The organism is Pseudomonas sp. ADAK13, from assembly GCF_012935715.1.
In the GTDB taxonomy this organism is placed as follows: domain Bacteria; phylum Pseudomonadota; class Gammaproteobacteria; order Pseudomonadales; family Pseudomonadaceae; genus Aquipseudomonas.
Genome location: NZ_CP052860.1, coordinates 4,055,135 through 4,079,142, shown reverse-complemented (window position 1 = coordinate 4,079,142; position 24,008 = coordinate 4,055,135). Strand labels below are relative to the sequence as shown.

The 24,008-nt window shown below is 61.2% G+C and carries 19 protein-coding genes; 9 read left to right on the top strand and 10 right to left on the bottom strand.

Annotation, left to right across the window (positions count from 1 at the left end; genetic code table 11):
• Nucleotides 1-84 precede the first annotated feature (84 nt).
• Nucleotides 85-915: an NADPH-dependent 7-cyano-7-deazaguanine reductase QueF gene (gene queF, locus HKK54_RS18810; protein ID WP_169387444.1), complete on the bottom strand. Its 831-nt coding sequence runs from the start codon at nt 913-915 to the stop codon at nt 85-87.
• A gap of 57 nt (nt 916-972) precedes the next feature.
• A complete protein-coding gene (copI, locus tag HKK54_RS18805) occupies nt 973-1,497 on the bottom strand; it encodes a copper-resistant cuproprotein CopI (protein WP_169387443.1) in 525 nt (174 codons plus the stop codon).
• A 156-nt stretch (nt 1,498-1,653) separates the two neighbouring features.
• On the opposite strand from copI, the gene HKK54_RS18800 reads away from it, so the two are divergent.
• Both HKK54_RS18800 and HKK54_RS18795 read left to right on the top strand, forming a co-directional pair.
• Nucleotides 1,654-2,334 (top strand): heavy metal response regulator transcription factor, encoded by a 681-nt coding sequence (locus HKK54_RS18800; protein WP_010176336.1) that lies wholly within the window; start codon nt 1,654-1,656, stop codon nt 2,332-2,334.
• Entirely contained in the window at nt 2,334-3,686 is a 1,353-nt protein-coding gene (locus HKK54_RS18795; protein ID WP_010176338.1) for a heavy metal sensor histidine kinase, read from the top strand. The genes HKK54_RS18800 and HKK54_RS18795 overlap by 1 nt, the downstream gene beginning before the upstream one ends.
• 115 nt (nt 3,687-3,801) lie before the next feature.
• On the opposite strand, the gene HKK54_RS18790 is transcribed toward HKK54_RS18795, so the two are convergent.
• From HKK54_RS18790 to HKK54_RS18780, 3 genes are read right to left on the bottom strand one after another with little or no spacing between them, the layout of a single operon-like run.
• Nucleotides 3,802-5,046, bottom strand: coding sequence for a lipoprotein-releasing ABC transporter permease subunit (locus HKK54_RS18790; RefSeq protein ID WP_010176339.1), 1,245 nt, complete (start codon nt 5,044-5,046; stop codon nt 3,802-3,804).
• Nucleotides 5,047-5,104: 58 nt separating this feature from the next.
• Nucleotides 5,105-5,788 carry a lipoprotein-releasing ABC transporter ATP-binding protein LolD gene (gene lolD / locus HKK54_RS18785; RefSeq protein ID WP_017477213.1) on the bottom strand — a complete coding sequence of 228 codons (684 nt, stop codon included), beginning with the start codon at nt 5,786-5,788 and terminating at the stop codon, nt 5,105-5,107.
• A gap of 7 nt (nt 5,789-5,795) precedes the next feature.
• Complete coding sequence (locus tag HKK54_RS18780) at nt 5,796-7,046, bottom strand: lipoprotein-releasing ABC transporter permease subunit (RefSeq protein WP_169387442.1); 1,251 nt, start codon at nt 7,044-7,046, stop codon at nt 5,796-5,798.
• A gap of 94 nt (nt 7,047-7,140) precedes the next feature.
• Between HKK54_RS18780 and HKK54_RS18775 the strand changes: the two genes are divergently transcribed.
• Both HKK54_RS18775 and HKK54_RS18770 read left to right on the top strand, forming a co-directional pair.
• Nucleotides 7,141-7,725, top strand: coding sequence for a PilZ domain-containing protein (locus HKK54_RS18775; protein ID WP_010176342.1), 585 nt, complete (start codon nt 7,141-7,143; stop codon nt 7,723-7,725).
• 66 nt (nt 7,726-7,791) lie between these two features.
• The gene (locus HKK54_RS18770) at nt 7,792-8,514 is read left to right on the top strand and encodes a glycerophosphodiester phosphodiesterase (RefSeq protein ID WP_010176343.1); all 723 of its coding nucleotides are present in this window, start codon (nt 7,792-7,794) and stop codon (nt 8,512-8,514) included.
• Nucleotides 8,515-8,556: 42 nt separating this feature from the next.
• On the opposite strand, the gene sthA is transcribed toward HKK54_RS18770, so the two are convergent.
• Nucleotides 8,557-9,951 (bottom strand): Si-specific NAD(P)(+) transhydrogenase, encoded by a 1,395-nt coding sequence (gene sthA / locus HKK54_RS18765; protein WP_010176344.1) that lies wholly within the window; start codon nt 9,949-9,951, stop codon nt 8,557-8,559.
• Between the two features lie 189 nt (nt 9,952-10,140).
• Nucleotides 10,141-11,151 carry an FAD:protein FMN transferase gene (locus tag HKK54_RS18760; RefSeq protein WP_169387441.1) on the bottom strand — a complete coding sequence of 337 codons (1,011 nt, stop codon included), beginning with the start codon at nt 11,149-11,151 and terminating at the stop codon, nt 10,141-10,143.
• Between the two features lie 64 nt (nt 11,152-11,215).
• Between HKK54_RS18760 and HKK54_RS18755 the strand changes: the two genes are divergently transcribed.
• Both HKK54_RS18755 and HKK54_RS18750 read left to right on the top strand, forming a co-directional pair.
• A complete protein-coding gene (locus HKK54_RS18755; protein ID WP_169387440.1) occupies nt 11,216-11,758 on the top strand; it encodes a chalcone isomerase family protein in 543 nt (180 codons plus the stop codon).
• Nucleotides 11,759-11,930: 172 nt separating this feature from the next.
• Nucleotides 11,931-13,232 (top strand): MFS transporter, encoded by a 1,302-nt coding sequence (locus HKK54_RS18750; RefSeq protein WP_169387439.1) that lies wholly within the window; start codon nt 11,931-11,933, stop codon nt 13,230-13,232.
• Nucleotides 13,233-13,392: 160 nt separating this feature from the next.
• On the opposite strand, the gene HKK54_RS18745 is transcribed toward HKK54_RS18750, so the two are convergent.
• Nucleotides 13,393-14,856, bottom strand: coding sequence for a glyceraldehyde-3-phosphate dehydrogenase (locus HKK54_RS18745; protein ID WP_029616136.1), 1,464 nt, complete (start codon nt 14,854-14,856; stop codon nt 13,393-13,395).
• Between the two features lie 339 nt (nt 14,857-15,195).
• Here HKK54_RS18745 and mfd point away from each other — a divergent pair, with 339 nt between their 5' ends.
• The 3 genes from mfd to HKK54_RS18730 are packed head-to-tail and all read left to right on the top strand — an operon-like array spanning nt 15,196 to nt 21,926.
• Entirely contained in the window at nt 15,196-18,645 is a 3,450-nt protein-coding gene (gene mfd, locus HKK54_RS18740) for a transcription-repair coupling factor (RefSeq protein ID WP_169387438.1), read from the top strand.
• A gap of 11 nt (nt 18,646-18,656) precedes the next feature.
• Nucleotides 18,657-19,226: a CsiV family protein gene (locus HKK54_RS18735; protein WP_010176350.1), complete on the top strand. Its 570-nt coding sequence runs from the start codon at nt 18,657-18,659 to the stop codon at nt 19,224-19,226.
• 9 nt (nt 19,227-19,235) lie between these two features.
• Entirely contained in the window at nt 19,236-21,926 is a 2,691-nt protein-coding gene (locus HKK54_RS18730; RefSeq protein WP_169387437.1) for a DEAD/DEAH box helicase, read from the top strand.
• A 93-nt stretch (nt 21,927-22,019) separates the two neighbouring features.
• On the opposite strand, the gene nagZ is transcribed toward HKK54_RS18730, so the two are convergent.
• Nucleotides 22,020-23,018, bottom strand: a complete 999-nt coding sequence (nagZ, locus tag HKK54_RS18725) for a beta-N-acetylhexosaminidase (RefSeq protein ID WP_178121032.1) — start codon at nt 23,016-23,018, stop codon at nt 22,020-22,022.
• Nucleotides 23,019-23,200: 182 nt separating this feature from the next.
• Nucleotides 23,201-23,908 (bottom strand): TetR/AcrR family transcriptional regulator, encoded by a 708-nt coding sequence (locus HKK54_RS18720; protein ID WP_010176354.1) that lies wholly within the window; start codon nt 23,906-23,908, stop codon nt 23,201-23,203.
• Nucleotides 23,909-24,008 lie beyond the last annotated feature (100 nt).

Sequence of the window (24,008 nt, the reverse complement as noted above, 5' to 3'; positions counted from 1 at the left end):
ATGCGGTCCGTCAGCTGATACATAGGCTGGCTGATACACCGCTTTCGCGAGCAAACCCGCTCCCACATTTATTTTGTGTGAAGGCTACTGACGCGCCAGACGCACGTTCTGGAACTGCACAGCGTCCGTACTGCGGTACGGGTTGATATCCAGCCCGCCCCGACGCACATACCGCGCATATACCGTCAGTTTCTCCGGCTTGAGCAGGCGTTGCAGGTCGAGAAAGATCCGCTCCACGCATTGTTCATGGAAGTCCGAGTGCTGGCGGAAGCTCACCAGATACTCCAGCAGACTGGCATGATCCAGTGCCGCACCGCGGTACTCCACCGCCACGCTGCCCCAGTCGGGCTGGCTGGTCACCGGGCAGTTGGACTTGAGCAGATGGCTGTGGACGCTCTCCTCCACCACACGCGAGTCGTCGCAACGCAGCAATTCCGGACGCGGGTGCTCGTAGTTGCTGACGGTAATGTCCAGGTCATCAATGCACACACCCGGCAACGCAACCACGCCTTCGGCTTCAACCTCGCCCAGGCTGCGGATGCGCACGCCAACAGGCTTGCCGGCGGCGGCACTCAGGTCGGTGCGCAAGGTCGCCTCAAGGCCCTGCACATCGGCAAACGCGGTCTGGTTCAGCGAGTTGAGGTACAGCTTGAACGACTTCGACTCGATGATGTTCGGGGAGTCGGCCGGAATGCTGAACTCACCGATGGCCACCACCGGCTTGCCGGATGGCAGCAGCCAGGACAGTTCGAAGCAGTTCCAGAAATCCACGCCTTTATACGGCAGGGTCTCGGCGCTCAGGCCCAGCTCGGCCCACTTGGCGGCGCGAGGGATCGGGAACAGCAACGAAGGGGTGTAGGTGGAGATGTATTCACTGGACTTGCCCAGCGGCGAATGTTCGGCTGCGGGATGCATGGCGGAAACCTGGCTAAATAAACGCGGCCATTCTACCCGCCTTTGCACCCCAGTGGCTTACTGGCTGACCGTCAGCTTGCCCACCATGCCCGCCTGGTAGTGGCCGGGGATGTTGCAGGCGAACTCCAGGCCGGTGGCTTTGGCAAAGGTCCAGGTCAGTTCGGCGGTCTTGCCCGGCTCTACCAGCACGCTGTTGGGGTCGTCGTGTTTCATGCCGCCCATGTCGCCGTGGCCCATGGCACTGTGGTCCATTTTGCCCATGCCTGTGGCCGTCAGCATGCCGCTGGCCTGCATTTGAAGCATTTCTTTCTGATGGGCCGCGTGCATGGCGGCGTCGCCAAGGTTGAACTCATGGAGCAACTGGCCTTTGTTGACCAGCACAAAGCGCACGGTCTCACCGGCTTTTACATCGATGGCCTTGGGCGAAAAGGAAATGTCCTGCAGCACCACTTCCACAGTACGTGTGGCCTTGGCCGCCGGTGCAGCCTCACCGAAGGCGAAGGTTTCAGCCGGGGATGCCAGCACTGGAAAACTCAGCGCCATCAAGCAGCCAGCCAACAGCCAGGGTTTACGCAAAAACATGCTCACACTCCAAGGGTTCGGAATCAGTCTGTGGGACACTTTACGAACGCACGGCTGCCAGCCACCTGACTGTCAGATTACAACTTTGTCAGCTTGAGCCTACCGCCGGGTGTGCGCTGTATAAAGTCTGTGTTTACGTAACGCCATGAGCCGCCCATGAAACTGCTGATCGTCGAAGACCAACCGAAAACCGGCCACTACCTGCGCCAGGGCCTGGCCGAGGCCGGGTTCAACACCGAACTGGTGGCCGATGGCACCAGTGGTCAGCACCTTGCGCTGACCGGCGACTATGACCTGTTGATCCTCGATGTGATGCTGCCGGGCCGCGATGGCTGGCAAATCCTTCAGGCCGTGCGCGGGGCCGGGCTGGACATGCCGGTGCTGTTCCTCACCGCGCGGGACGCCGTGGAAGACCGAGTGCACGGCCTGGAACTGGGCGCCGACGACTATCTGGTCAAGCCGTTCGCGTTTTCCGAATTGCTGGCCCGGGTGCGCAGCCTGTTGCGCCGTGGCAGCAGCACACCCCAGGAAACCAGCCTGCAACTGGCCGACCTGCGCCTGGACCTCATCCGCCGCCGGGTAGAGCGCGACGGCCAGCGCCTCGACCTCACGGCCAAGGAGTTTTCCCTGCTGGAACTGCTGCTGCGCCGCCAGGGCGAAGTGTTGCCCAAGTCGCTGATTGCCTCCCAGGTGTGGGACATGAACTTCGACAGCGACACCAACATCATCGAGGTCGCGATCCGCCGCTTGCGCTTGAAAGTCGACGATAACTTTCCCAACAAGTTGATCCACACGGTGCGCGGCATGGGCTACGTGCTTGAGGAGCGGTTCAGTTGATGAAACGGATTTCCCTGGCCAGCCGCCTGGCGCTGCTGTTTGCCGGCTGTACCGCCGTGGTTTCATTGCTGGCCGGCGTGCTGTTCAACCACGCCAGCGAGGCGCACTTTATCGAGCTGGACCAACAGTTGCTCGACGGCAAGCTGCTGGCACTGCGCAGTACGCTAAAGGGTGCCGACACGCCCGCCATGTTTGCGCGGCAAGAACCAAAGCTGCGGGAAGAACTCAATCGTCAGCCCGATCTCGCGCTACGCATTACTGCAGGCGATCAGCGCTGGTTCGACAGCGCACCGGGCGTCACCCTGCCCCGGACACCTGGCCTGCACAGTGTGCAGAACGCCGGAACCCAGTACCGCGTGTACAACGCGCCGCTCGTTCCCGGGAACGCGGACGCGCCCCAACTGACGCTGATGCTCGACATCACCCACCACCAACACTTCCTGCAACGCATGCAGCATCTGATCTGGTTGACCGTCGGCCTATCCGCCCTGGCCACCGCCCTGCTCGGTGCCTGGGCCGCTCGCAGCGGGTTGCGACCACTGAGGCGCATGAGCGAAGTCGCCGGCAACGTGTCCGCCCATTCCCTGACCCAGCGCCTGCCCCAGGGCCAAATGCCCGCCGAGCTGGCAGAGCTGGCCCAATCCTTCAACGCGATGCTCGGCCGCCTGGACGATGCCTTTCAGCGCCTCTCGGCGTTCTCTGCCGACATCGCCCATGAACTGCGCACGCCACTGTCGAATCTGCTGACACAGACCCAGGTCATCCTCACGCAGCCACGGGCGCTGGAGGACTACCGCGAAGCCCTGCACAGCAATCTGGAAGAACTGCAATGGATGGCGCAGTTGGTCAATGACATGTTGTACCTGGCCAAGGCGGACCATGGGCTGCTGGTGCCCAAGCGCGAAACCCTGGCGCTGGCGGACGAAGTGGATGCCTTGCTGGAGTTTTTTGCGCCGTTGGCGGAAGACGTCCAGGTGCGGCTGGTTCAGGAAGGCGGCGCCAATACCTCAGGTGACCGCAGCATGTTGCGCCGGGCGATTTCCAATCTGCTGGATAACGCATTGCGCTTCACCCCACCGGGCGGCGAGGTCAGCGTACGGATTGTCGAGGGTGTGCAAAGCGTGAGGTTGAGCGTGGAAAACACCGGGGAAGGCATTCCAGAGGCGTTGTTGCCAAGGTTGTTTGACCGGTTTTACCGGGCAGATCCGGCGCGGCATGAAGGGAGTAGCGAGCATGCGGGGCTGGGGCTGGCGATTACCCAGTCAATTGTTCGGGCCCATGGCGGGCGGATTTTCTGTGAGTCGGCGGCGGGTTGGACGCGGTTTGTGATTGAGTTGCCGCAGGGGCATTGATGCAAGCTGTTCCGACCTCATCGCGGGCAAGCCCGGCTCCCACATTAAGCTGAGTTGTTCTGGCGAACTCGGTCAAATGTGGGAGCTGGCTTGCCTGCGATAGCGGCCTTAAGAACTACGAATACCTGAGGGCATGCGCCGGCTCGATCTTCGCCGCCCGATACGCCGGATAGATCGTCGCCAAAAAGCTCAACACAAACCCTGCCGAGCAAATCAGCAACACATCCCCGCCCTGCAATTCCGAAGGCAGGTTGCTGACGAAATACACGTCCGAACTGAAGATATGCTGCCCGGTCACCCGCTCCAGCCACCCCACCAGTTCACTGACGTTCAGCGCCGCGATCACGCCGAGGATGCCGCCGATCAATGTACCGACAATGCCGATCACCGTGCCCTGCACCATGAAAATCGCCATGATCTGCCGCGGCGTGGCGCCGATGGTGCGCAGGATCGCAATGTCCGCGCCCTTGTCGTTCACCACCATGATCAGGGTCGCGATGATGTTGAACGCGGCCACGGCAACGATCATCAGCAACAGCAGGCCTATCATGGTTTTTTCCATCTTCATCGCGCTGAACAGGCTGCCCTGGGTGTGGGTCCAGTCGTCCGCCTTGTAATCGGCGCCAAGGCTGGCGGCGATGTCCGCCGACACCTTGGGCGCCGCGTACAGGTCTTTCACCGCCAGGCGCACGCTTTGCACCTGGTTCGGCTCCCAATGCTGAATTTCTGCGGCGTCGGCCATGTGGATCAGGGCCATGGAGCCGTCCAGCTCAGCCCCCACCTTGAACACACCCACCACATTCAAGCGCTGCATGCGTGGGGTGATGCCACCGGGGGCGCTGCTGATTTCCGGCACGATCAGGGTCAGCTTGTCGCCCACATTCAGGCGGAAACGCCGGGCCGTGATCTCGCCAATCACCACACCGAACTCGCCCGGTTTCAGGTCTTCCAGATGACCCTGGACAATATGTTGGGCCACGATCGACACCTTGCCTTCCTGGGCCGGATCAACGCCGCTGATCTCGATCGGCTGCATCGCGCCCTTGTAGGAGAGCATGCCGTCCATCTGTGTGAACGGTACCGCAGCCGTGACTTCCGGATTCTTCATCGCCGCATCCGCCACCGGCTGCCAGTCGCTGATGGGCTTCACGCCAACGATGGTCGCGTGGGGCACCATGCCGAGGATGCGTGAGCTCATTTCCCGCTGGAAACCGTTCATCACCGACAACACCACGATCATCGCCAGCACGCCCAGGGCGAGGCCGATCATCGAGGTCATCGAGATAAACGAAACAAAACGGTTGCGGCGCTTGGCGCGGGTATAGCGCGTGCCGATGAAAATCGATAACGGTCTGAACATTCGCGGGCACCGTTGAAAAAATAGAAAACCCGGCGTCAGGCGCCGGGCTTGAAACAGGTCAGATGGCGACCAGATGACCTTCCTGCAGGTGCAGCACGCGGTCCATCTGGCGGGCCATGCTCATGTCATGGGTCACCACCAGGAACGCGGTGCGCATCTGGGTGCTCAGCTCCAGCATCAAGTCCTTGATGCCCTGGGCGGTGTGGGAGTCGAGGTTGCCGGTAGGCTCGTCGAGCATCACCAGGCCCGGGTTGTTGACCAGGGCGCGGGCAATCGCCACACGCTGGCGCTCGCCGCCGGACAGCTCAGCCGGTTTGTGCTCCAGGCGATGGCCCAGGCCGACCCGTTCCAGCAACGCCTTGGCACGCTGGCGCGCTTCCGGGATCGCCGTCTTGCCGATCAACAGTGGCATGCAGACGTTTTCCAGGGCGGTGAACTCGGGCAGCAAGTGGTGGAACTGGTACACAAAGCCCAACGAGCGGTTGCGTAACTGGCCGCGGGCCTTCTCGCCCAGGGCCGACAGTTCTTCGCCGGCCAGCCAGACGCTGCCCTGGGACGGCGTATCCAGGCCGCCCAACAGGTTGAGCAAGGTACTTTTACCGGAACCGGAACTGCCAACGATCGCCACGCGCTCGCCCGGGTGCAGTTCCAGCTGCAGGTTGGACAGCACCACCACGGATTCCGGGCCTTCCTCGTAGGATTTGCCCAGGTTGCGGCAGCTCAGGATTGCTTTTTCACTCATGCCCGATTCACTCATAACGTAAAGCCTGCGCCGGCTGGGTACGTGCCGCGCGCCAGGCTGGATACAGGGTGGCAAGGAAACTCAGGACCAACGCGCAAGCGCCGACCATCAACACGTCCTGGCTCTGCACCTGGGACGGCAAGTAGTCGATGAAGTAGACGTCGGAGTTCAGGAATTTGTGGCCGATCAACACTTCCAGCCCGGCGATGGCGGCGCTGACGTTCAGCGCGGCGAGAATCCCCACCACGGTGCCGATCAAGGTACCGACGACGCCGATCACCGTGCCCTGCACCATGAAGATCGCCATGATCTGCCCCGGCGTGGCGCCGAGGGTGCGCAGGATCGCGATATCGCCCTTCTTGTCGTTCACCACCATCACCAGCGTGGAGATGATGTTGAAGGCGGCCACCGCGACGATCAGCAGCAACAGCAGGCCGATCATGGCTTTTTCCATGCGGATGGCCTGGTACAGGTTGCCGTGGGTCCGGGTCCAGTCGCGGGCGTAGTACTGGTTCTCACCCAGATGCTGGGCAATTTCCCACGAGGTACGCGGCGCGTCGAACAGGTCGTTGAACTTGAGGCGCAGGCCCTGGACCTGGTCCGGCTTCCAGCGATGCAGGCGCGCCAGGTCGGTCAGGTTGGTCAACCCCAGGTAGCCGTCGATCTCACCGGCGCCGACATGAAAGATGCCGACCACGGTAAAACGCTTCATGCGCGGGAACATGCCGGCTGGGGTCACGGTGACTTCCGGTGCGACGAAGGTCAGCTTGTCGCCGATGCCCACGCCGAGCTTGGCCGCGGCCTTGTCGCCGATAGCAATGCCAAAGCTGCCGGGCGACAAGTCGTCCAGTTTGCCCTGTTGCATGAAGTTATCGATGATCGAGACGTTGCGTTCCTGCGCCGGATCGATGGCATTGAGCAGGACTTTCTGCACCTTGCCGTCGTTGGTCAACAGGCCCTGCATCTGGGTGAAAGGCGCAACCGCCAGCACTTTGGGGTTCTGCTTGACCTTGGCGGCCAGGCTTTGCCAGTCGCTGATGGGCTCACCCGACTCGATGGTCGCGTGGGGCACCATGCCCAGCACGCGCGTGCGCATCTCATGATCGAAGCCGTTCATCACCGAGAGCACCACGATCATCACGACAACGCCAAGGGCGAGCCCGATAATCGAGGTCAAGGAAATGAACGACACAAAATGATTGCGACGTTTTGCACGGGTATAACGCGTGCCAATAAATACGAAGAGAGGTCTGAACATGTCGGGGCTTGTTCGGAGGAAAAGAAGACGTCCTTGTGGCGGGGTCAGGTAAGCAGCTTTACACTCAGACCATCACCGCTGCCTTGGGTTCGCCATGTCGACATTAGATGAAGAAGATCGCCGCGAATACTACCGTATCGAGGACATGATCGCACTGGAAATTACCCCGCTGTCGGGCCCGGAAGCGCTGAGCAAGGAAGTGTTGCTGGATGATTCCCCGCTGTTCAATCTGCTCAGCGAATTGCACCTGAGCGAATTCGAATCCCAGCACCTGCTGCGCCAGATCGGCGAGCGGGACCGCACCCTGGCCGCCTTCCTCAAAGTGCAGAACAAACGCATCGACCTGCTTAGCCAGATCATGGCGCAAAGCCTGCTGGGCGAGATCGGTACCCCGCAGCCCGTGGTCATCTCCGAAGGCGGCATCGAGTTCCTGAACCCTACGGCAATCCAGCCCGACAGCCACCTGGCGGTCAAGCTGGTGCTGATGCCACAAGCCCTCGGCCTGCTGCTGCGGGCCAAGGTCACCCATTGCGATGCCAAGACCGGCGGCTTTGAAGTCGGCACTGAATTCGAAGCCATGACCGATGCCCAACGCCAGTTGCTGGCGCGCTATATCCTGCAGAAACAGGCTCAGGAACGGCGCCTGGCACGGGAAAAAAGCGAAGAGTCCGACACCTGAATACGAACACTGAATGGCGCGTCGCGCCATCCATCCAGCCAGGAACCCTGGCGTAAAGGAGCAACTGTGACCCTGATTTATGGCCACCGCGGTGCCAAAGGCGAAGCACCGGAAAACACCCTGACCAGCTTCCAGGAATGCCTCAAGCACGGCGTGCGCCGTTGCGAACTGGATTTGCACCTGTCCATGGACGGCGAATTGATGGTCATCCACGACCCGACCCTCAAGCGCACCACCGACCGGCGCGGCAAGGTCGTCGAGTATTCGGCCGCCGACCTGGTGAAGATGGACGCACGCAAAGGCGGCCCGGGCTGGGTCACCCCCTGCCCGATCCCACGCCTGGAAGAGCTGTTCGAACAGTGCGACTTCGACCACTGGCAACTGGAAGTCAAAAGCGCATCGCGCACCCGTGCGGCAACCACCGTACTGGCCATCCGTGAAATGGCTCAGCGTTTCGGGCTGATGGACAAGGTCACCGTGACCTCAAGCTCGCGGGAAGTATTGAAAGCCGCGCTGGACCTCACTCCGGACCTGTCCCGTGGACTGGTAGCCGAATACGCCTGGCTCGACCCGTTGAAGGTGGCGGCCAACTATGGCTGTGAGATTCTGGCGTTGAACTGGACGTTGTGCACCCCTGAACGTCTGGAAAAAGCCCAGCGCCAGGGTTTGCACGTGTCCGTGTGGACAGTCAACGAACCCGCGCTGATGCGCAGGCTCGCCGACTTCGGCGTAGATAGCCTGATTACAGACTTTCCCGGTTTGGCCACTGCCACCCTCGGGAATTACTGAAATCGGTCTCCCCGGCCGGCTCAGGCCACCGGCCGGAGCCGCTCAAAAAAGCCGGTTGAGGCCGTCGTAGGCCGCTACCCGATAGGCTTCAGCCATGGTCGGGTAGTTGAAGGTGGTGTTGACGAAATACTTGAGGGTATTCAGCTCACCCGGCTGGTTCATGATCGCCTGGCCGATGTGCACGATCTCCGACGCCTGGTAACCGAAGCAATGCACGCCGAGGACTTCCAGGGTTTCACGGTGGAACAGGATCTTCAGCATGCCTTGCGGCTCACCGGCGATTTGCGCACGCGCCATGCTCTTGAAGAACGCCTTGCCGACTTCGTAAGGCACCTTTGCCTTGGTCAGTTCATGCTCGTTCTTGCCGATCGAGCTGATCTCGGGAATGGTGTAGATCCCGGTCGGCACGTCGTTGACGTAGCGCCAGCTGCCGTTGTCGACAATGCTGCCAGCGGCCGAGCGACCCTGGTCGTGGGCGGCACTGGCCAGGCTCGGCCAGCCGATCACGTCACCGGCACCGTAGATGTTGGTCACGCAGGTGCGGTAGTTCTCGTCCACTTCGATCTGGCCACGGCTATTCACCTTGACCCCGATGTTTTCCATACCCAGCTTGTCGGTGTTGCCGGTACGGCCGTTGCACCAGAGCAAGGCGTCGGCCTTGATCTTCTTGCCGGACTTGAGGTGCAGGATCACACCGTTGTCCAGGCCTTCGACCCGCTCGTACTCTTCGTTGTGGCGCACAGTGATGTTGTTGTTGCTGAAGTGGTAACTCAACGCCTGGGAAATTTCCGAGTCGAGGAAGCTCAGCAACTGGTCGCGGTTATCCACCAGCTCAACCAATACACCCAGGCCGCTGAAGATCGAGGCGTATTCACAGCCGATCACGCCGGCGCCGTAGATGATCAGTTTGCGCGGGGTGTGGCCCAGGCTGAGGATGGTGTCGCTATCGTAGATACGCGGGTGGTGGAAATCGATATCCGCCGGGCGATACGGGCGCGAGCCGGTAGCGATGATGATGTGCTTGGCCACCAGTTTCTCGACCACGCCGTTGGCGCAGACCACTTCGACGGTTTGCTCGTCGGCGAAGCTGCCGGTGCCGAAGAACAGGTCGACGCGGTTACGGGCATAGAAGCCGGTACGCGAGGCAACCTGTTTGGAAATGACTTTTTCAGCGCTCTTGAGCACGTCCGGGAACGAGAACCAGCGCGGCTCACCAATGGCCCGGAACATCGGGTTGGTGTTGAACTGCATGATCTGGCGCACCGAGTGACGCAAGGCCTTGGACGGGATGGTACCCAGGTGGGTGCAGTTACCGCCGACCTGGCGACGGCTATCGACCATCGCCACCTTGCGCCCTGCTTTGGCGGCATTCATCGCCGCACCTTCTCCAGCAGGGCCGGAACCCAGTACTACCACGTCGTAGTTGTAGACAGCCATGCGTACTCCTCAGAACAGGCCATGGCGCACGGTTGGGCGCCTGGCTAAATCATGCCGCGGCCAGCGGTCATGAAGGATCAAATAGGCTCAGTGTGTGAGCCGGGGCACAGTCTATAGAAGGCTTAACGCCGCGCACATTAACCCTTGGTCGCGTCGTAGGCCAGTTTTGCCTTTACTACACGGCGTTCGTTACGGCTTCACTGCCGTCAGTTGCTCGAATGCCTTGTTGCTCCGTGTGACGAAACCAGCGCCCTCACGCATCACAAAAAACGCGGCGACCTGGTGTTTTTCGGCGTATTCCCAACCCTGTTCGGGTCCGAGGATCAGCAGCAGCGTCGATAATCCATCGGCCATCAATGCCGAAGGGTGCAACACCGTCACCGATGCCAGTTGATGGGTGATCGGCGCGCCGGTCCGCGCATCCAGGGTGTGGGAATAACGCCGACCATCCTGCTGGAAATAATTGCGATAGTCACCCGATGTCGATACACCAACGCCATCCACGGCGATGATTTTTTCGGCCACCTGCTGATCGTCGCGCGGCTCTTCCAGGGCGATGCGCCAGGGCGAGCCGTCGGGTTTGACGCCAGCGGCCTTGAGTTCGCCGGTGGCTTCGGCGAGGTAGCGATGAATGCCAAGCTGAGTGAGTTGCGCGGCAATGCGGTCGACCGCGTAACCGGCGGCGATGCTGTTGAAGTCGACTGCGACGGCAGCGTCCTTGCACAGCTGGTTACCGTCGATGTGCAAATACTGATGGCCGACGCGCTGGCGGACCTGCTCAAGGGCTGTCGCGTCCGGGACTTTTATCTCACGGGCCTGCGGGCCGAAGCCCCAGAGGTTCATCAGCGGTTCGACCGTCAGGTCAAAAGCGCCGTCACTGGCCTGGGACAACTGCTCGCCGGTACGCACCAGGTGCAGGATGGGCGCCGGCATCGGCTGGCAACTGTGGGCCGGCAGGTCGTTGAAACGCTCGATGTCGGAGTCGCTGCGGTAGGTCGACATCTGCCGGTCGACCTCGGCCAGAATGCCCTCCACCAAGCGCTGGATCTCGGCGGGGCCGGGCACGCCAGGCGCACGTACATACTGGATCGAATAGGTGCTGCCCATGGTCGGGCCACCGAAGCGCTCCAGCGAATCGCCGCCGCATCCGGCCAGCGCTGCAAGTCCGCATAAAACCAAGATATGCCGCACGCAGCCCATAAAACCTTTCGCTGTCGAAAATTGAATTAACCTGTAGGCAAGCACCTTTTCAGGACGGGGCATTATGCGGCATGTCGTTATCTGTTTATTGCTGATGTTTTCGGTGCCGGTGCTGGCGAATGAGGCGGATCGGCTCAAACAAGCCGGTTTTCCCGCGCAATCTCATCAGTTGCGACTGAAAAACCAGGCTGTCCTGACCTACCTGTGGGCAGACGTCTATGCGGCGGCGCTGTTCGCCCAGGCAGACCTGAACGCGAAACAGGCCCTGGATCAGCAGAAAGACCTGCGCCTGGAGCTGTATTACTTTCGCGACATCGACCGCAACGACGTGATCAAGGCCGCCACCGCCACCCTTGAACGCCAGCAAACACCCGCAGCCCTCGCCCGCCTGAAGCCTGAACTGGATCAACTGCACAAAAGTTTTCGCGATATCCGCAGTGGTGACCGTTATGCGCTGGATTTTCGGCCTCAGCGCGGCCTGAGCCTGGAAATCAACGGCACAGTGGTGTTCAGCAGTCGCAATGACGAGTTGGCCAAGGCGTATCTCGGCATCTGGCTGGCACCGAAAGGCCTGTCCGACAGCCTGCGCAATACCCTCCTGAATTAATCCCCGCACCCTGCGGCAATTCGCCAGCTTGCTATCGGTTTTTTGTTGCCTGTGGTGGCTTATACACATATGGTTACAAAACTGTTCAGCGCCAGCTTCGTGCCGAGGCTTTAACAGCAAGGACGGTTGCGACCAGGGATTACTAATAAGATAGCCAAAATGAGTGCATGACATGTCCACTACAACGGGCAAGGGCAAGGCGATCTTTCGCGTTGTCAGCGGTAACTTCCTCGAGATGTTCGACTTCATGGTCTATGGCTTCTACGCCACGGCCATTGCCAAGACCTTTTTCCCCACCGACAGCGCTTTTGCCTCCCTGATGCTGTCCCTGGCGACCTTTGGCGCCGGGTTCCTGATGCGTCCTTTGGGCGCGATTTTCCTCGGTGCCTACATCGACCGTCACGGCCGTAAAAAGGGCCTGGTGATCACCCTGGCGCTGATGGCTGCCGGCACCATCCTGATTGCCTGCGTTCCCGGGTATGCCACCTTGGGCGTCGCGGCACCGTTGCTGGTGCTGTTTGGCCGCTTGCTGCAAGGCTTCTCTGCCGGCGTGGAACTGGGCGGTGTGTCGGTGTATCTGGCGGAAATCGCCACCCCGGGCCGCAAAGGCTTCTTCGTCAGCTGGCAGTCCGCCAGCCAGCAAGCTGCGGTGGTATTCGCAGGATTGCTGGGTGTGGGCCTGAACCACTGGCTCAGCCCGGAAGAAATGGGTGACTGGGGCTGGCGCGTGCCGTTCCTGATCGGCTGCCTGATCGTGCCGGTGATCTTCGTGATTCGTCGCTCCCTGGAAGAAACCCCTGAATTCCAGGCGCGCAAACATCGCCCTACCCTGCAGGAAATCGTGCGCTCCATCGGTCAGAACTTCGGCATCGTCATCGCCGGCATGGCGCTGGTGGTGATGACCACTGTGTCGTTCTACCTGATCACCGCCTACACCCCGACTTTCGGCAAGGCCGAACTGCACCTGTCGGACTTCGACGCGTTGCTGGTAACCGTATGCGTGGGCATCTCCAACTTCATCTGGCTGCCGGTGATGGGCGCGGTGTCCGACAAGATCGGCCGTAAACCCCTGCTGCTGGGAGCGACGATTCTGGCAATCCTCACGGCTTATCCGGCGCTGTCCTGGCTGGTGGCCAACCCGAGCTTCAGCCATCTGCTGATCGTGTTGCTCTGGCTGTCGTTCCTGTACGGCTCGTACAACGGTGCGATGGTGGTAGCGCTGACCGAAATCATGCCGGTAGAAGTGCGTACCACCGGTTTCTCCCTGGCCTACAGCCTGGCGACGGCGACCTTTGGTGGCTTCACGCCCGCGGCCTGTACCTACCTGATCCACGTGCTGGACAACAAGGCGGCGCCGGGGATCTGGCTTAGCGGTGCAGCAGTGCTGGGCTTGATCGCCACACTGATCCTGTTCAAGGGCAACCGTCATGAACTGCGTACCGCGCAGGCTTCGATAGTCGGCGGCGCCCGGTAGATCGCTATCGCAGGCAAGCCAGCTCCCACATTTTGATTTGTGAATACATTCAAATGTGGGAGCTGGCTTGCCTGCGATGAGGCCGGTACAAACAACACAAAACCCGCAGACATAAAAAAGCCCCGAACCAGTCGGGGCTTTTTTCATTTACCGCTGATGCTTAGCGCGGGAATGCTGGCGGGTTAACCCCGGCCATGTCTTCCATCACACGAACCACCTGGCAGCTGTAACCGAATTCGTTGTCGTACCAGACGTACAGAACAACGCGGTTATCCTGGGTGATGGTCGCTTCAGCGTCCACCACACCGGCGTGGCGCGAGCCAACGAAGTCGGTGGACACCACTTCCTGGGAATTGACGAAGTCGATTTGCTTGTGCAGATCGGAGTGCAGCGCCATGTAGCGCAGGTACTCGTTCATCTCTTCACGGGTGGCGGCTTTCTCAAGGTTCAGGTTGAGAATGGCCATCGACACGTTCGGCGTCGGAACACGGATCGCGTTACCGGTCAGCTTGCCGGCCAGCTCAGGCAGGGCCTTGGCAGCAGCGGTGGCAGCACCGGTCTCGGTGATGACCATGTTCAGCGCGGCGCTACGGCCACGGCGATCGCCTTTGTGGAAGTTGTCGATCAGGTTCTGGTCGTTGGTGTACGAGTGAACCGTTTCAACGTGACCGTTAACGATGCCGAACTTGTCATTTACAGCTTTCAGCACCGGCACGATGGCGTTGGTGGTGCAGGAAGCGGCAGACACGATCTTGTCGTCAGCGGTGATTTCACCGTGGTTGATGCCGTGCACGATGTTCTTCAGCTTGCCCTTGCCAGGCGCAGTCAGCACAACGCGGTCGATACCCGGGCAAGCCAGGTGCTGGCCCAGGCCCTCGGCGTCACGCCACACACCGGTATTGTCCACCAGCAGTGCGTCCTTGATGCCGTACTGGGTGTAGTCCACTTCAGCCGGGTTCTTCGCGTAGATCACCTGGATCAGGTTACCGTTGGCGGTGATGGTGTTGTTTTCTTCGTCGATGACGATGGTGCCGTTGAACGGACCGTGTACCGAGTCGCGACGCAGCAGGCTGGCGCGTTTGGTCAGGTCGTTCTCGGCGCCTTTACGCACCACGATGGCACGCAGGCGCAGGCCGTCGCCACCACCGGTTTTTTCGATCAGGATGCGCGCCAGCAGGCGGCCGATACGACCGAAGCCGTAAAGCACAACGTCGGTGCCTTTGCGGGCTGCGGCGTTTTGCTGGCCAACCACATCGGCCATTTCTTCACGCACGAACTGCTCGGCGGTACGGCCAGCGCCCTCCTTGCGGAATTTGTAGGCCAGCTTGCCCAGGTCTACCGAGGCCGCGCCGAGCTTGAGCTCGCTCATGGCTTTAAGCAGAGGGAATGTTTCGTGGACGGAGAGTTCGCTGTCGTCGGCGGAACGATGGCGAGCAAAGCGATGAGCCTTGAGAATCGCGATGACTGATTGGTTGATCAGGCTGCGGCCATAGATCGAGCTCACCACGTTGTTATTGCGGTAGAGCTGACCGATAAGCGGAATCATCGCTTCAGCGAGTGCTTCACGGTCGATCCATTCACCAAGACACTGGTCGGGCTTCTGAGTCACGGGAACCTTCCACATGTAGGGGCAGAAAAAAGGGGCTACATTATGCCGCCCGACCGCCTTCGGAGCAATGCGCGGCCAGCAACAAAACCCCTTGCAAAAAAATAACGCCCCGCTGGAGCCCAGTAAACACGTGGCTTCCAGAGCACCCCCTTGTGGGCCAATGTGACAAAGTGTCCGTAACCCTCCGAAACATACGCCGATTTCGGCACTACATAATGAGTCAAAAGACGCCTTTGTTTGTCTTAGCCACTACATTTCCTACAAACCGTAATAGGCTCAGTCAGCAACTGACAGGCGGCACTCCGGGCCGTTACAATTACCGACTTTGTCGCAACGCTTGGAGCTCAACCTTCCGTGCCCGTTCTGCGTCTACCGCTTCTCCCTGCTGCGGCAGGTAAACAGCACTGGGGCAATCTGCCCGGTGCCGCCCTGAGCCTGGCCATCGCCGAGGCTGCCAGCGCTGCCAAGCGCTTTACCCTGCTGCTCACCGCCGACAGCCAAAGTGCCGAGCGGCTGGAACAGGAGCTGAGTTTCTTCGCCCCCGATTTGCCGGTGCTGCATTTCCCGGACTGGGAAACTCTGCCCTACGATCTGTTCTCGCCGCACCAGGACATCATTTCCCAGCGCATCGCCAGCCTGTACCGCTTGCCGGAACTGGCCCACGGCGTGCTGGTGGTGCCGATCACCACGGCCTTGCACCGCCTGGCACCGACCAAGTTCCTGCTGGGCAGCAGCCTGGTGCTGGATATCGGCCAGAAGCTCGATGTGGAGCAAATGCGCACCCGGCTTGAAGCCAGCGGCTATCGCTGCGTCGACACGGTGTACGAGCACGGCGAGTTCGCGGTACGTGGCGCGTTGATCGACCTGTTCCCGATGGGCAGCAAACTGCCGTACCGGATCGACCTGTTCGACGATGAAATCGAAACCCTGCGCACCTTCGACCCTGAGAATCAGCGCTCCATCGACAAGGTGGAATCGGTCAAGCTGCTGCCGGCCCGGGAATTCCCACTGCAAAAAGATGCGGTCACGCGCTTCAAGGCACGTTTCCGCGAACGCTTTGATGTGGACTTCCGCCGCTGCCCGATCTTCCAGGACTTGAGCAGCGGGATTACTCCCGCCGGTATCGAGTACTACCTGCCGTTGTTCTTCGACGAAACCTCCACCCTCTTCGATTACCTGCCCCAGGACACCCAAGTGTTCTCGCTGCCGGGCACTGAACAAGCGGCAGAGAATTTCTGGAATGACGTGCGCAACCGTTATGAAGAACGCCGCGTCGACCCGTCCCGTCCTTTATTGCCACCGGCCGAACTGTTCCTGCCGGTGGAAGACTGCTTCGCCCGTCTGAAAAACTGGCCGCGCGTAGTCGCCAGCCAACAGGACGTGGATGCAGGCGCCGGCCGCGAGCGCTTCCCGGCGCAACCGCTGCCGAACCTGGCGATTGAAGCCAAGGCCAACCAGCCGCTGGAAGCGCTGTCGAATTTCCTCGGTGACTTCCCTGGCCGTGTGCTGTTTACCGCCGAATCCGCCGGGCGCCGCGAGGTGCTGCTGGAGTTGCTGGAACGTCTGAAGCTGCGACCGAAAACCGTCGACAGCTGGCCGGACTTTGTCGCGAGCAAGGATCGCCTGGCAATCACCATCGCGCCGCTGGACGAAGGCCTGCTGCTGGACGACCCGGCCCTGGCATTGATTGCCGAAAGCCCGCTGTTCGGTCAGCGCGTGATGCAGCGTCGCCGCCGCGAAAAACGCGCCGATGCCAACAACGACGCGGTAATCAAGAACCTCACCGAGCTGCGCGAAGGCGCGCCGGTGGTGCATATCGACCACGGCGTGGGCCGTTACCTGGGCCTGCAGACCCTGGAGATCGACAACCAGGTCGCTGAATTCCTCACCATGGAATACGCCGAGGGCGCCAAGCTCTACGTGCCCGTGGCCAACCTGCACCTGATCGCCCGCTACACCGGCAGCGACGACGCCCTCGCGCCGTTGCACCGCCTGGGCTCCGAGACCTGGCAGAAAGCCAAGCGCAAGGCCGCCGAGCAAGTGCGCGACGTGGCCGCCGAATTGCTCGACATTTATGCCCGCCGCGCCGCCCGCGAAGGTTATGCGTTTGCCGACCCAAAGGCCGACTACGCGACCTTCAGCGCCGGCTTTGCCTTCGAAGAAACCCCGGACCAGCAAACCACCATCGACGCCGTGCGCGCCGACATGCTGGCGCCCAAGCCAATGGACCGCCTGGTGTGCGGCGACGTGGGCTTCGGCAAGACCGAAGTCGCCATGCGCGCAGCCTTTATTGCGGTGCACGGCGGCCGTCAGGTGGCAATCCTCGTACCGACCACTTTGCTCGCCCAACAGCACTACAACAGCTTCCGCGACCGATTTGCCGACTGGCCGGTGACCGTGGAAGTGATGAGCCGCTTCAAGTCGGCCAAGGAAGTGAACGCGGCGATTGCCGACCTGGCAGAAGGCAAGATCGACATCGTGATCGGCACTCACAAGCTGCTGTCGGACGATGTGAAGATCAAGAACCTTGGCCTGGTGATCATCGACGAAGAACACCGCTTCGGTGTCCGTCAGAAGGAACAACTCAAGGCCCTGCGCAGTGAAGTCGACATCCTGACCCTCACCGCCACGCCGATTCCGCGCACGCTGAACATGGCGGTGTCGGGCATGCGCGACCTGTCGATCATCGCCACGCCACCGGCGCGCCGGTTGTCGGTGCGCACCTTCGTGATGGAGCAGAACAAAAGCACGGTCAAGGAAGCCCTGCTGCGTGAGTTGCTGCGCGGCGGCCAGGTTTACTACCTGCACAACGACGTAAAAACCATCGAGAAATGCGCCGCCGAGCTGGCCGAACTGGTGCCGGAAGCCCGGATCGCCATCGGCCACGGGCAGATGCGCGAGCGCGAACTTGAACAGGTGATGAGCGACTTCTACCACAAGCGCTTCAACGTGCTGATCGCCTCGACCATCATCGAGACCGGCATCGACGTGCCAAGCGCCAACACCATCATCATCGAGCGGGCCGACAAGTTCGGCCTGGCGCAGTTGCACCAGTTGCGCGGCCGGGTCGGGCGCAGTCACCACCAGGCGTACGCCTATTTGCTGACGCCGCCGCGCCAGCAGATCACGTCCGACGCCGAGAAGCGCCTGGAAGCGATCGCCAATACTCAGGACCTCGGTGCCGGCTTTGTGCTGGCCACCAACGACCTGGAAATCCGTGGCGCCGGCGAACTGCTGGGCGATGGCCAAAGCGGGCAGATCCAGGCCGTGGGGTTCACCCTGTATATGGAGATGCTCGAGCGCGCAGTGAAAGCCATCCGCAAGGGCGAACAACCGAACCTCGACCAACCGCTGGGTGGCGGCCCGGAAATCAACCTGCGTTTGCCCGCGCTGATTCCCGAAGACTACCTGCCGGACGTGCACGCGCGGCTGATCCTGTACAAACGCATCGCCTCGGCCACTGACGAAGACGGCCTCAAGGACCTGCAAGTGGAGATGATCGACCGCTTCGGCCTGTTGCCGGAACCGACCAAAAACCTGGTGCGCCTGACCCTGCTCAAATTGCAGGCCGAGCAACTGGGTATCAAGAAGGTCGACGCCGGGCCGCAAGGCGGGCGTATCGAGTTTGAAGCGCAAACGCCGGTGGACCCGCTGGTGCTGATCAAGCTGATTCAGGGCCAGCCCAATCGCTACAAGTTCGAAGGGGCTACGCTGTTCAAATTCATGGTGCCGATGGAACGCGCCGAAGAACGCTTTAATACACTGGAGGCGCTGTTTGAGCGCCTCATCCCGAAATCTGCTTGAAGGACGCCCCAATGCGCCTGTTCCGCATTTTGAGCTTGTTGTTGGTGGTCGTTGCTCCTTCGGCGTTTGCCGACAGCCCGTACCTGGTGGAGATGATCCTGGTGCGCCAGAACGCCGAGCCGGTGATCAATAGCCGCGCGGCGCCGGAAAACTGGGACGCCGGCGCGCCACGCCTGCCGGCCGACAAAATGAGCCCGCCGCGGCTGGGCAACATCGTCGACAAACTCAGCGCCGACAGTAATTACACTGTGCTACTGCACCGCGCCTGGGACCAGAACCTCGGTGACCAACCCGTGAAACTGGCCATCAGCGACGGTCAGGAACAGTTCGGCCAGTTTCCCATCGAGGGCACACTGAGCCTGCAATTGGGGCGCTTTACCGATATCGACGCAGATTTCTGGATCAACCAGTTCGACGCCAACGGCAGCGTCATCGCCAGCGAGCACCTCAGCCAGCAAGACGTGCGCACCAAGAATAACCAGCTCAACTACCTGGACGGCGGCCACCTCGCCCTGCTGATCAAGATCACTTCGCTGACCGCCAAGCCGCCCAGCGCTCCACCGCCCGACGTCCAGGACTGATCCAGCACCATGCCCCTGACGTCGTCGTTGACCAAACCCCTGGCCCCTTCGTGGGCCAATCGCTTTAAAGAGCAAAGCCTTGAGCGCGGCCGGCGCTACGCCCTGGAAAACCGCGTGCGCATCGTCGAGTCCGGCGACAGCACCATCATTGCCAGCTGTGAAGGCTCGGGCGGCAATGTCTACCGCCAGACCATCTCCCTGCGCGAATCCGCCAAGGGCACGCTGATCCTCGTGGACAGCCGCTGCACCTGCCCCGTGCACACCAACTGCAAACACATCGCCGCGGTGCTGCTCAAGGTCCAGGAAACCCTGGCCTACCCGGCGGCGGCGCAGGATGCCGAGCTGCTGGAGAAGCTCCAGGCGGTGCTGGATAACCGCGTGGTGCTGCCGCAAGTGGTGATGGAGGACGTACAGCCGGTGCCACGCTTGTGGCTGGCCAGTATCGAGTTCAGCGCCTTCGAACCGCGCAACGGCAAGATGCAGCGTTACATCCAGCATCGCGCGGCGTTGTCCTTCAACTATCTGGGCAACTACGTCAGCGGCCAGAAAAACGCCGACATCATCGTGCGCCAGGAACAGCAGAGCCTGCGGATCAAGCGTCACCCCGAGGTGGAGCAACAGTTTCGCGAACAGCTGCGCCTGCTGGGCTTCAAGATCGCCACGCGCCAGAGCAAGGCCCTGCCGGAAAGTGCCGGCGAACTGTTCGAAATGGTCAATGACAGCGCCTGGCTGAACTTCACCCTGAACGCGTCACCGACCCTGCGTGCCCAGGGCTGGGAATTGCAGATCGATGAGGATTTCGGTTTCGACCTGAGCGCCGTCGACGACTGGTACGCCAGCGTCGACGAAACGCCGGAGCGCGACTGGTTCGACCTGGAGCTGGGGATCATCGTCAACGGCGAACGCCTGAGTTTGCTGCCGATCCTGCTGAACCTGATGCGCTCCCACACCGAGATCCTCAACCCGGAAAAACTCGCCCGGCGCCGTGATGACGAACTGATCCTGGTGAACATCCCCGGCCTGCCCAACGGCCACGGCCCGCTGCAAGTGGCGCTGCCTTACGGCCGACTGAAACCGGTGTTGGCAACCCTTGGCGAGTTCTACCTGCAAGAGCCCGGCACCACCGCGCTGCGCCTGGCCAAGGCAGACGCCATTCGCCTGAACCCGCTGGAAGACCTGCCGCTGCAATGGGAGGGCGGCGAAAAGATCCGCAACTTCGCCCAGCGCCTGCGGGACATCAAGGATTTCAGCTGCGAAGCGCCCGAAGGGCTGAATGCGACGTTGCGCCCTTACCAGCTGGAAGGCTTGAGCTGGATGCAGTCCCTGCGCCAGCTCGACGTCGGCGGGATTCTTGCGGATGACATGGGCCTGGGCAAAACCCTGCAAACCCTGGCGCATATTCTCAGCGAGAAAATCGCCGGGCGCCTGGACCGGCCGTGCATGGTGGTGATGCCCACCAGCCTGATCCCGAACTGGCTCGACGAAGCCGCGCACTTCACGCCGCAGCTCAAAGTATTGGCGCTGTATGGCGCGGGGCGTAAGAAACATTTCCCGCAGTTGCAGGACTACGACCTGCTGCTGACCACCTACGCCCTGCTGCCCAAGGACATCGAGCAACTGGCCGCCCTGCCCTTGCACGTGCTGATCCTGGACGAAGCGCAGTACATCAAGAACCCCAACAGCAAGGCGGCCCAGGCGGCCCGTGAACTGAATGCCCGCCAGCGCCTGTGCCTTTCAGGTACGCCGCTGGAAAACCACCTGGGCGAGCTGTGGTCGCTGTTCCACTTCCTGCTGCCGGGTTGGCTGGGGGATGTAAAAAGCTTTAATCGCGATTACCGCGTTCCGATTGAAAAGCGCGGCAGCGACGTGCGATTGCAGCACCTCAATGGTCGGATCAAACCGTTCCTGCTGCGCCGTACCAAGGAGCAGGTGGCGACCGAGCTGCCGCCCAAGACCGAGATCATCCACTGGGTCGACCTCAACGAAGCCCAGCGCGACGTATACGAAACCATGCGTTTGGCGATGGACAAGAAAGTCCGCGACGAGATCACCCGCAAAGGCGTGGCCCGCAGCCAGATCATCATCCTGGAAGCGCTGCTCAAGTTGCGGCAGGTGTGCTGTGATCTACGCCTGGTCAATGATGCAACCCTGCCGGCAAAGGGCAGCAGCTCGGGCAAGCTCGACAGCTTGATGGAGATGCTCGAAGAGTTGTTTGCCGAAGGGCGCAGGATCCTGCTGTTTTCCCAGTTCACCTCGATGCTGAGCCTGATCGAAGCCGAACTGAAGAAGCGTGGCGTGGCCTACGCGCTGCTGACCGGGCAAACCCGGGATCGGCGCACGCCGGTGAAAGACTTCCAGAGCGGCAAGCTGCAGATCTTTCTGATCAGCCTGAAAGCAGGCGGCGTGGGGCTTAACCTGACTGAAGCGGACACGGTGATTCACTATGACCCGTGGTGGAACCCGGCGACGGAAAACCAGGCGACCGACCGTGCGTATCGCATTGGCCAGGAGAAGCCGGTGTTCGTCTACAAGATGATTGCCCGGGGCACGGTGGAAGAGAAAATCCAGCATTTGCAGAAGGAAAAGTCTGATCTGGCGGCGGGCGTTCTGGATGGGCGGACGACGGGTGATTGGAAGCTGGGGAATGAGGACATCGAGGCGTTGTTTGCGCCGTTGCCTCACAAGCAAGAGAAGCGCTGACTTTAAGACCGCTATCGCGGGCAAGCCCGCTCCCACATTTGGAATGCATTTCCCTGTGGGAGCTGGCTTGCCTGCGATGGACGCGACACGGTCTTAATCAATCAATTGAGCATCCCGCAGCGCACTCAATGCCGCCAGCCAACGCGGATCCTGTTTGTACTCGGTCGACGCCACCGCCGGCCCACGCATCCGCGCGATACGCGCCGACGGCGTGACTTTCATGCGCTGGGCCGCGCTCAGGGCCAACTCGGCGGCGGCGCGGTCGTTGCACACCAGGCCCATGTCGCAGCCGGCCGTCAGCGCGGCTTCGATACGGCTGGCGGCATCACCGACCACATGCGCACCGGCCATGGACAGGTCGTCACTGAAGATCACCCCGTCGAACTGCAACTCGCCCCGCAGGATGTCCTGCAACCAGCGCCGGGAGAAGCCGGCAGGTTGCGCATCCACCTGTGGATAAATCACGTGGGCCGGCATAACGGCCGCCAGTTGCTTGCTCAGCCGTGCGAAAGGCACTAGGTCATTGGCGCGAATCTGTTCCAGGCTGCGTTCATCATTGGGAATCGCGACGTGGGAATCGGCTTCGGCCCAGCCGTGGCCGGGAAAGTGCTTGCCGGTGGCCGCCATGCCGGCGCTGTTCATACCTCGGATAAAGGCACCCGCCAACACGGCGGCGCGCTCCGGGTCGCCTTCGAACGCGCGCGTGCCCACGACGGCGCTGCGCTGGTAATCGAGGTCCAGCACCGGCGCGAAACTCAGGTCCAGGCCAACCGCCAGCACCTCTGTCGCCATGATCCAGCCACACTGCTCGGCCAACTGTTCAGCATTCGGATTGTCTGCCAGGGCGCGCATCGCCGGCAGCCGCACAAACCCCTGACGCAAACGCTGCACCCGGCCGCCTTCCTGGTCGACCGCCAGCAGCAGGTCCGGGCGCACCGCACGAATCGCGGCGCTCAACTCACGCACCTGGCGCGGGTGCTCGATATTGCGCGCAAAAATGATCAGGCCGCCCACCTCAGGCTGACGCAACAAGTGACGATCTTCAGCCGTCAGCCAGGTACCGGCGACGTCCACCATCAAAGAGCCTTGCAGGGCTTGAGTCATAAAGCTTCCTTAAATAACGCACGCAGCCCGGAGCCCTCGCGAGATCGCATCGCCAGGATTAAATCTGGAGACGGACGCTCAGCGAGCGCAACGGGCTGTGGATAAATAGCTGAAATCGGCATGGGCGGCTAGCTTAGCGGATGCAAGCGGCCGCGCACACCCGAAAGGGGTTAAACCTTGGCCGGCGCCGGCACCGACTTGCTGCGCGGGCGCAACTGGGCGGCGGCCATGGCCTGGTCGGTGACACCGGTTTCGGCCCGCATACCGGCGGCAAGAAACGGCACCATCAGGCGCATCACCTGCTCAATGGAGGTGTTGACGCCGAAGTCGGTCTCGGCAATCGCACGCAGGGCCTTGATCCCGGACATGCTGAATGCTGCAGCACCGAGCATGAAGTGCACGCGCCAGAACAGTTCGATTGGCGGAATACGCGGTGCGGCTTCATTGACCAGCAACATATAGCGGCGGAACACCTTGCCGTACATGTCTTCCAGGTAACGACGCAGGTGGCCCTGGCTCTGGCTGAATGCCAGGCCCAGCAGGCGCATGAAGATCGACAGGTCATTGCCGCTGCGAGGCTGGACCACCAGCGCCTGCTCGACGAGGATTTCCAGCAGGTCTTCCAGGCTTGGCTTGTTTTCAGGCTTGGCCTGGCGACGCTCCAGCTCACGGTCGAGGCTGATGCAGAAAGGCCCCAGGAACCGTGAGAACACAGCCTGTATAAGCGCTTTCTTGGAGCCGAAATGATAATTCACTGCCGCCAGGTTGACCCCGGCCTTGCTGGTAATCAGCCGCAATGAGGTTTCAGCAAATCCTTTTTCCGCGAACAACTGCTCGGCAGCATCGAGAATGCGTTCAACGGTTTCCGACTGGGCCATGGCTACTCCGCCTGACAAACACTTGTTTGAAACATACGTTTCAAGCTATGTCTTGTCAAGCCTGCAGGTCCGTTTGCGGCTGGCCGGTCACCGATTTCAT

What these genes read in the sequence shown, in the direction of transcription:
- queF (WP_169387444.1), bottom strand. Translation starts at nt 915, where the DNA reads ATGCATCCCGCAGCCGAACATTCGCCGCTGGGCAAGTCCAGTGAATAC.
- copI (WP_169387443.1), bottom strand. Translation starts at nt 1,497, where the DNA reads ATGTTTTTGCGTAAACCCTGGCTGTTGGCTGGCTGCTTGATGGCGCTG.
- HKK54_RS18800 (WP_010176336.1), top strand. Translation starts at nt 1,654, where the DNA reads ATGAAACTGCTGATCGTCGAAGACCAACCGAAAACCGGCCACTACCTG.
- HKK54_RS18795 (WP_010176338.1), top strand. Translation starts at nt 2,334, where the DNA reads ATGAAACGGATTTCCCTGGCCAGCCGCCTGGCGCTGCTGTTTGCCGGC.
- HKK54_RS18790 (WP_010176339.1), bottom strand. Translation starts at nt 5,046, where the DNA reads ATGTTCAGACCGTTATCGATTTTCATCGGCACGCGCTATACCCGCGCC.
- lolD (WP_017477213.1), bottom strand. Translation starts at nt 5,788, where the DNA reads ATGAGTGAAAAAGCAATCCTGAGCTGCCGCAACCTGGGCAAATCCTAC.
- HKK54_RS18780 (WP_169387442.1), bottom strand. Translation starts at nt 7,046, where the DNA reads ATGTTCAGACCTCTCTTCGTATTTATTGGCACGCGTTATACCCGTGCA.
- HKK54_RS18775 (WP_010176342.1), top strand. Translation starts at nt 7,141, where the DNA reads ATGTCGACATTAGATGAAGAAGATCGCCGCGAATACTACCGTATCGAG.
- sthA (WP_010176344.1), bottom strand. Translation starts at nt 9,951, where the DNA reads ATGGCTGTCTACAACTACGACGTGGTAGTACTGGGTTCCGGCCCTGCT.
- HKK54_RS18760 (WP_169387441.1), bottom strand. Translation starts at nt 11,151, where the DNA reads ATGGGCTGCGTGCGGCATATCTTGGTTTTATGCGGACTTGCAGCGCTG.
- HKK54_RS18755 (WP_169387440.1), top strand. Translation starts at nt 11,216, where the DNA reads ATGCGGCATGTCGTTATCTGTTTATTGCTGATGTTTTCGGTGCCGGTG.
- HKK54_RS18750 (WP_169387439.1), top strand. Translation starts at nt 11,931, where the DNA reads ATGTCCACTACAACGGGCAAGGGCAAGGCGATCTTTCGCGTTGTCAGC.
- HKK54_RS18745 (WP_029616136.1), bottom strand. Translation starts at nt 14,856, where the DNA reads ATGTGGAAGGTTCCCGTGACTCAGAAGCCCGACCAGTGTCTTGGTGAA.
- HKK54_RS18735 (WP_010176350.1), top strand. Translation starts at nt 18,657, where the DNA reads ATGCGCCTGTTCCGCATTTTGAGCTTGTTGTTGGTGGTCGTTGCTCCT.
- HKK54_RS18730 (WP_169387437.1), top strand. Translation starts at nt 19,236, where the DNA reads ATGCCCCTGACGTCGTCGTTGACCAAACCCCTGGCCCCTTCGTGGGCC.
- HKK54_RS18720 (WP_010176354.1), bottom strand. Translation starts at nt 23,908, where the DNA reads ATGGCCCAGTCGGAAACCGTTGAACGCATTCTCGATGCTGCCGAGCAG.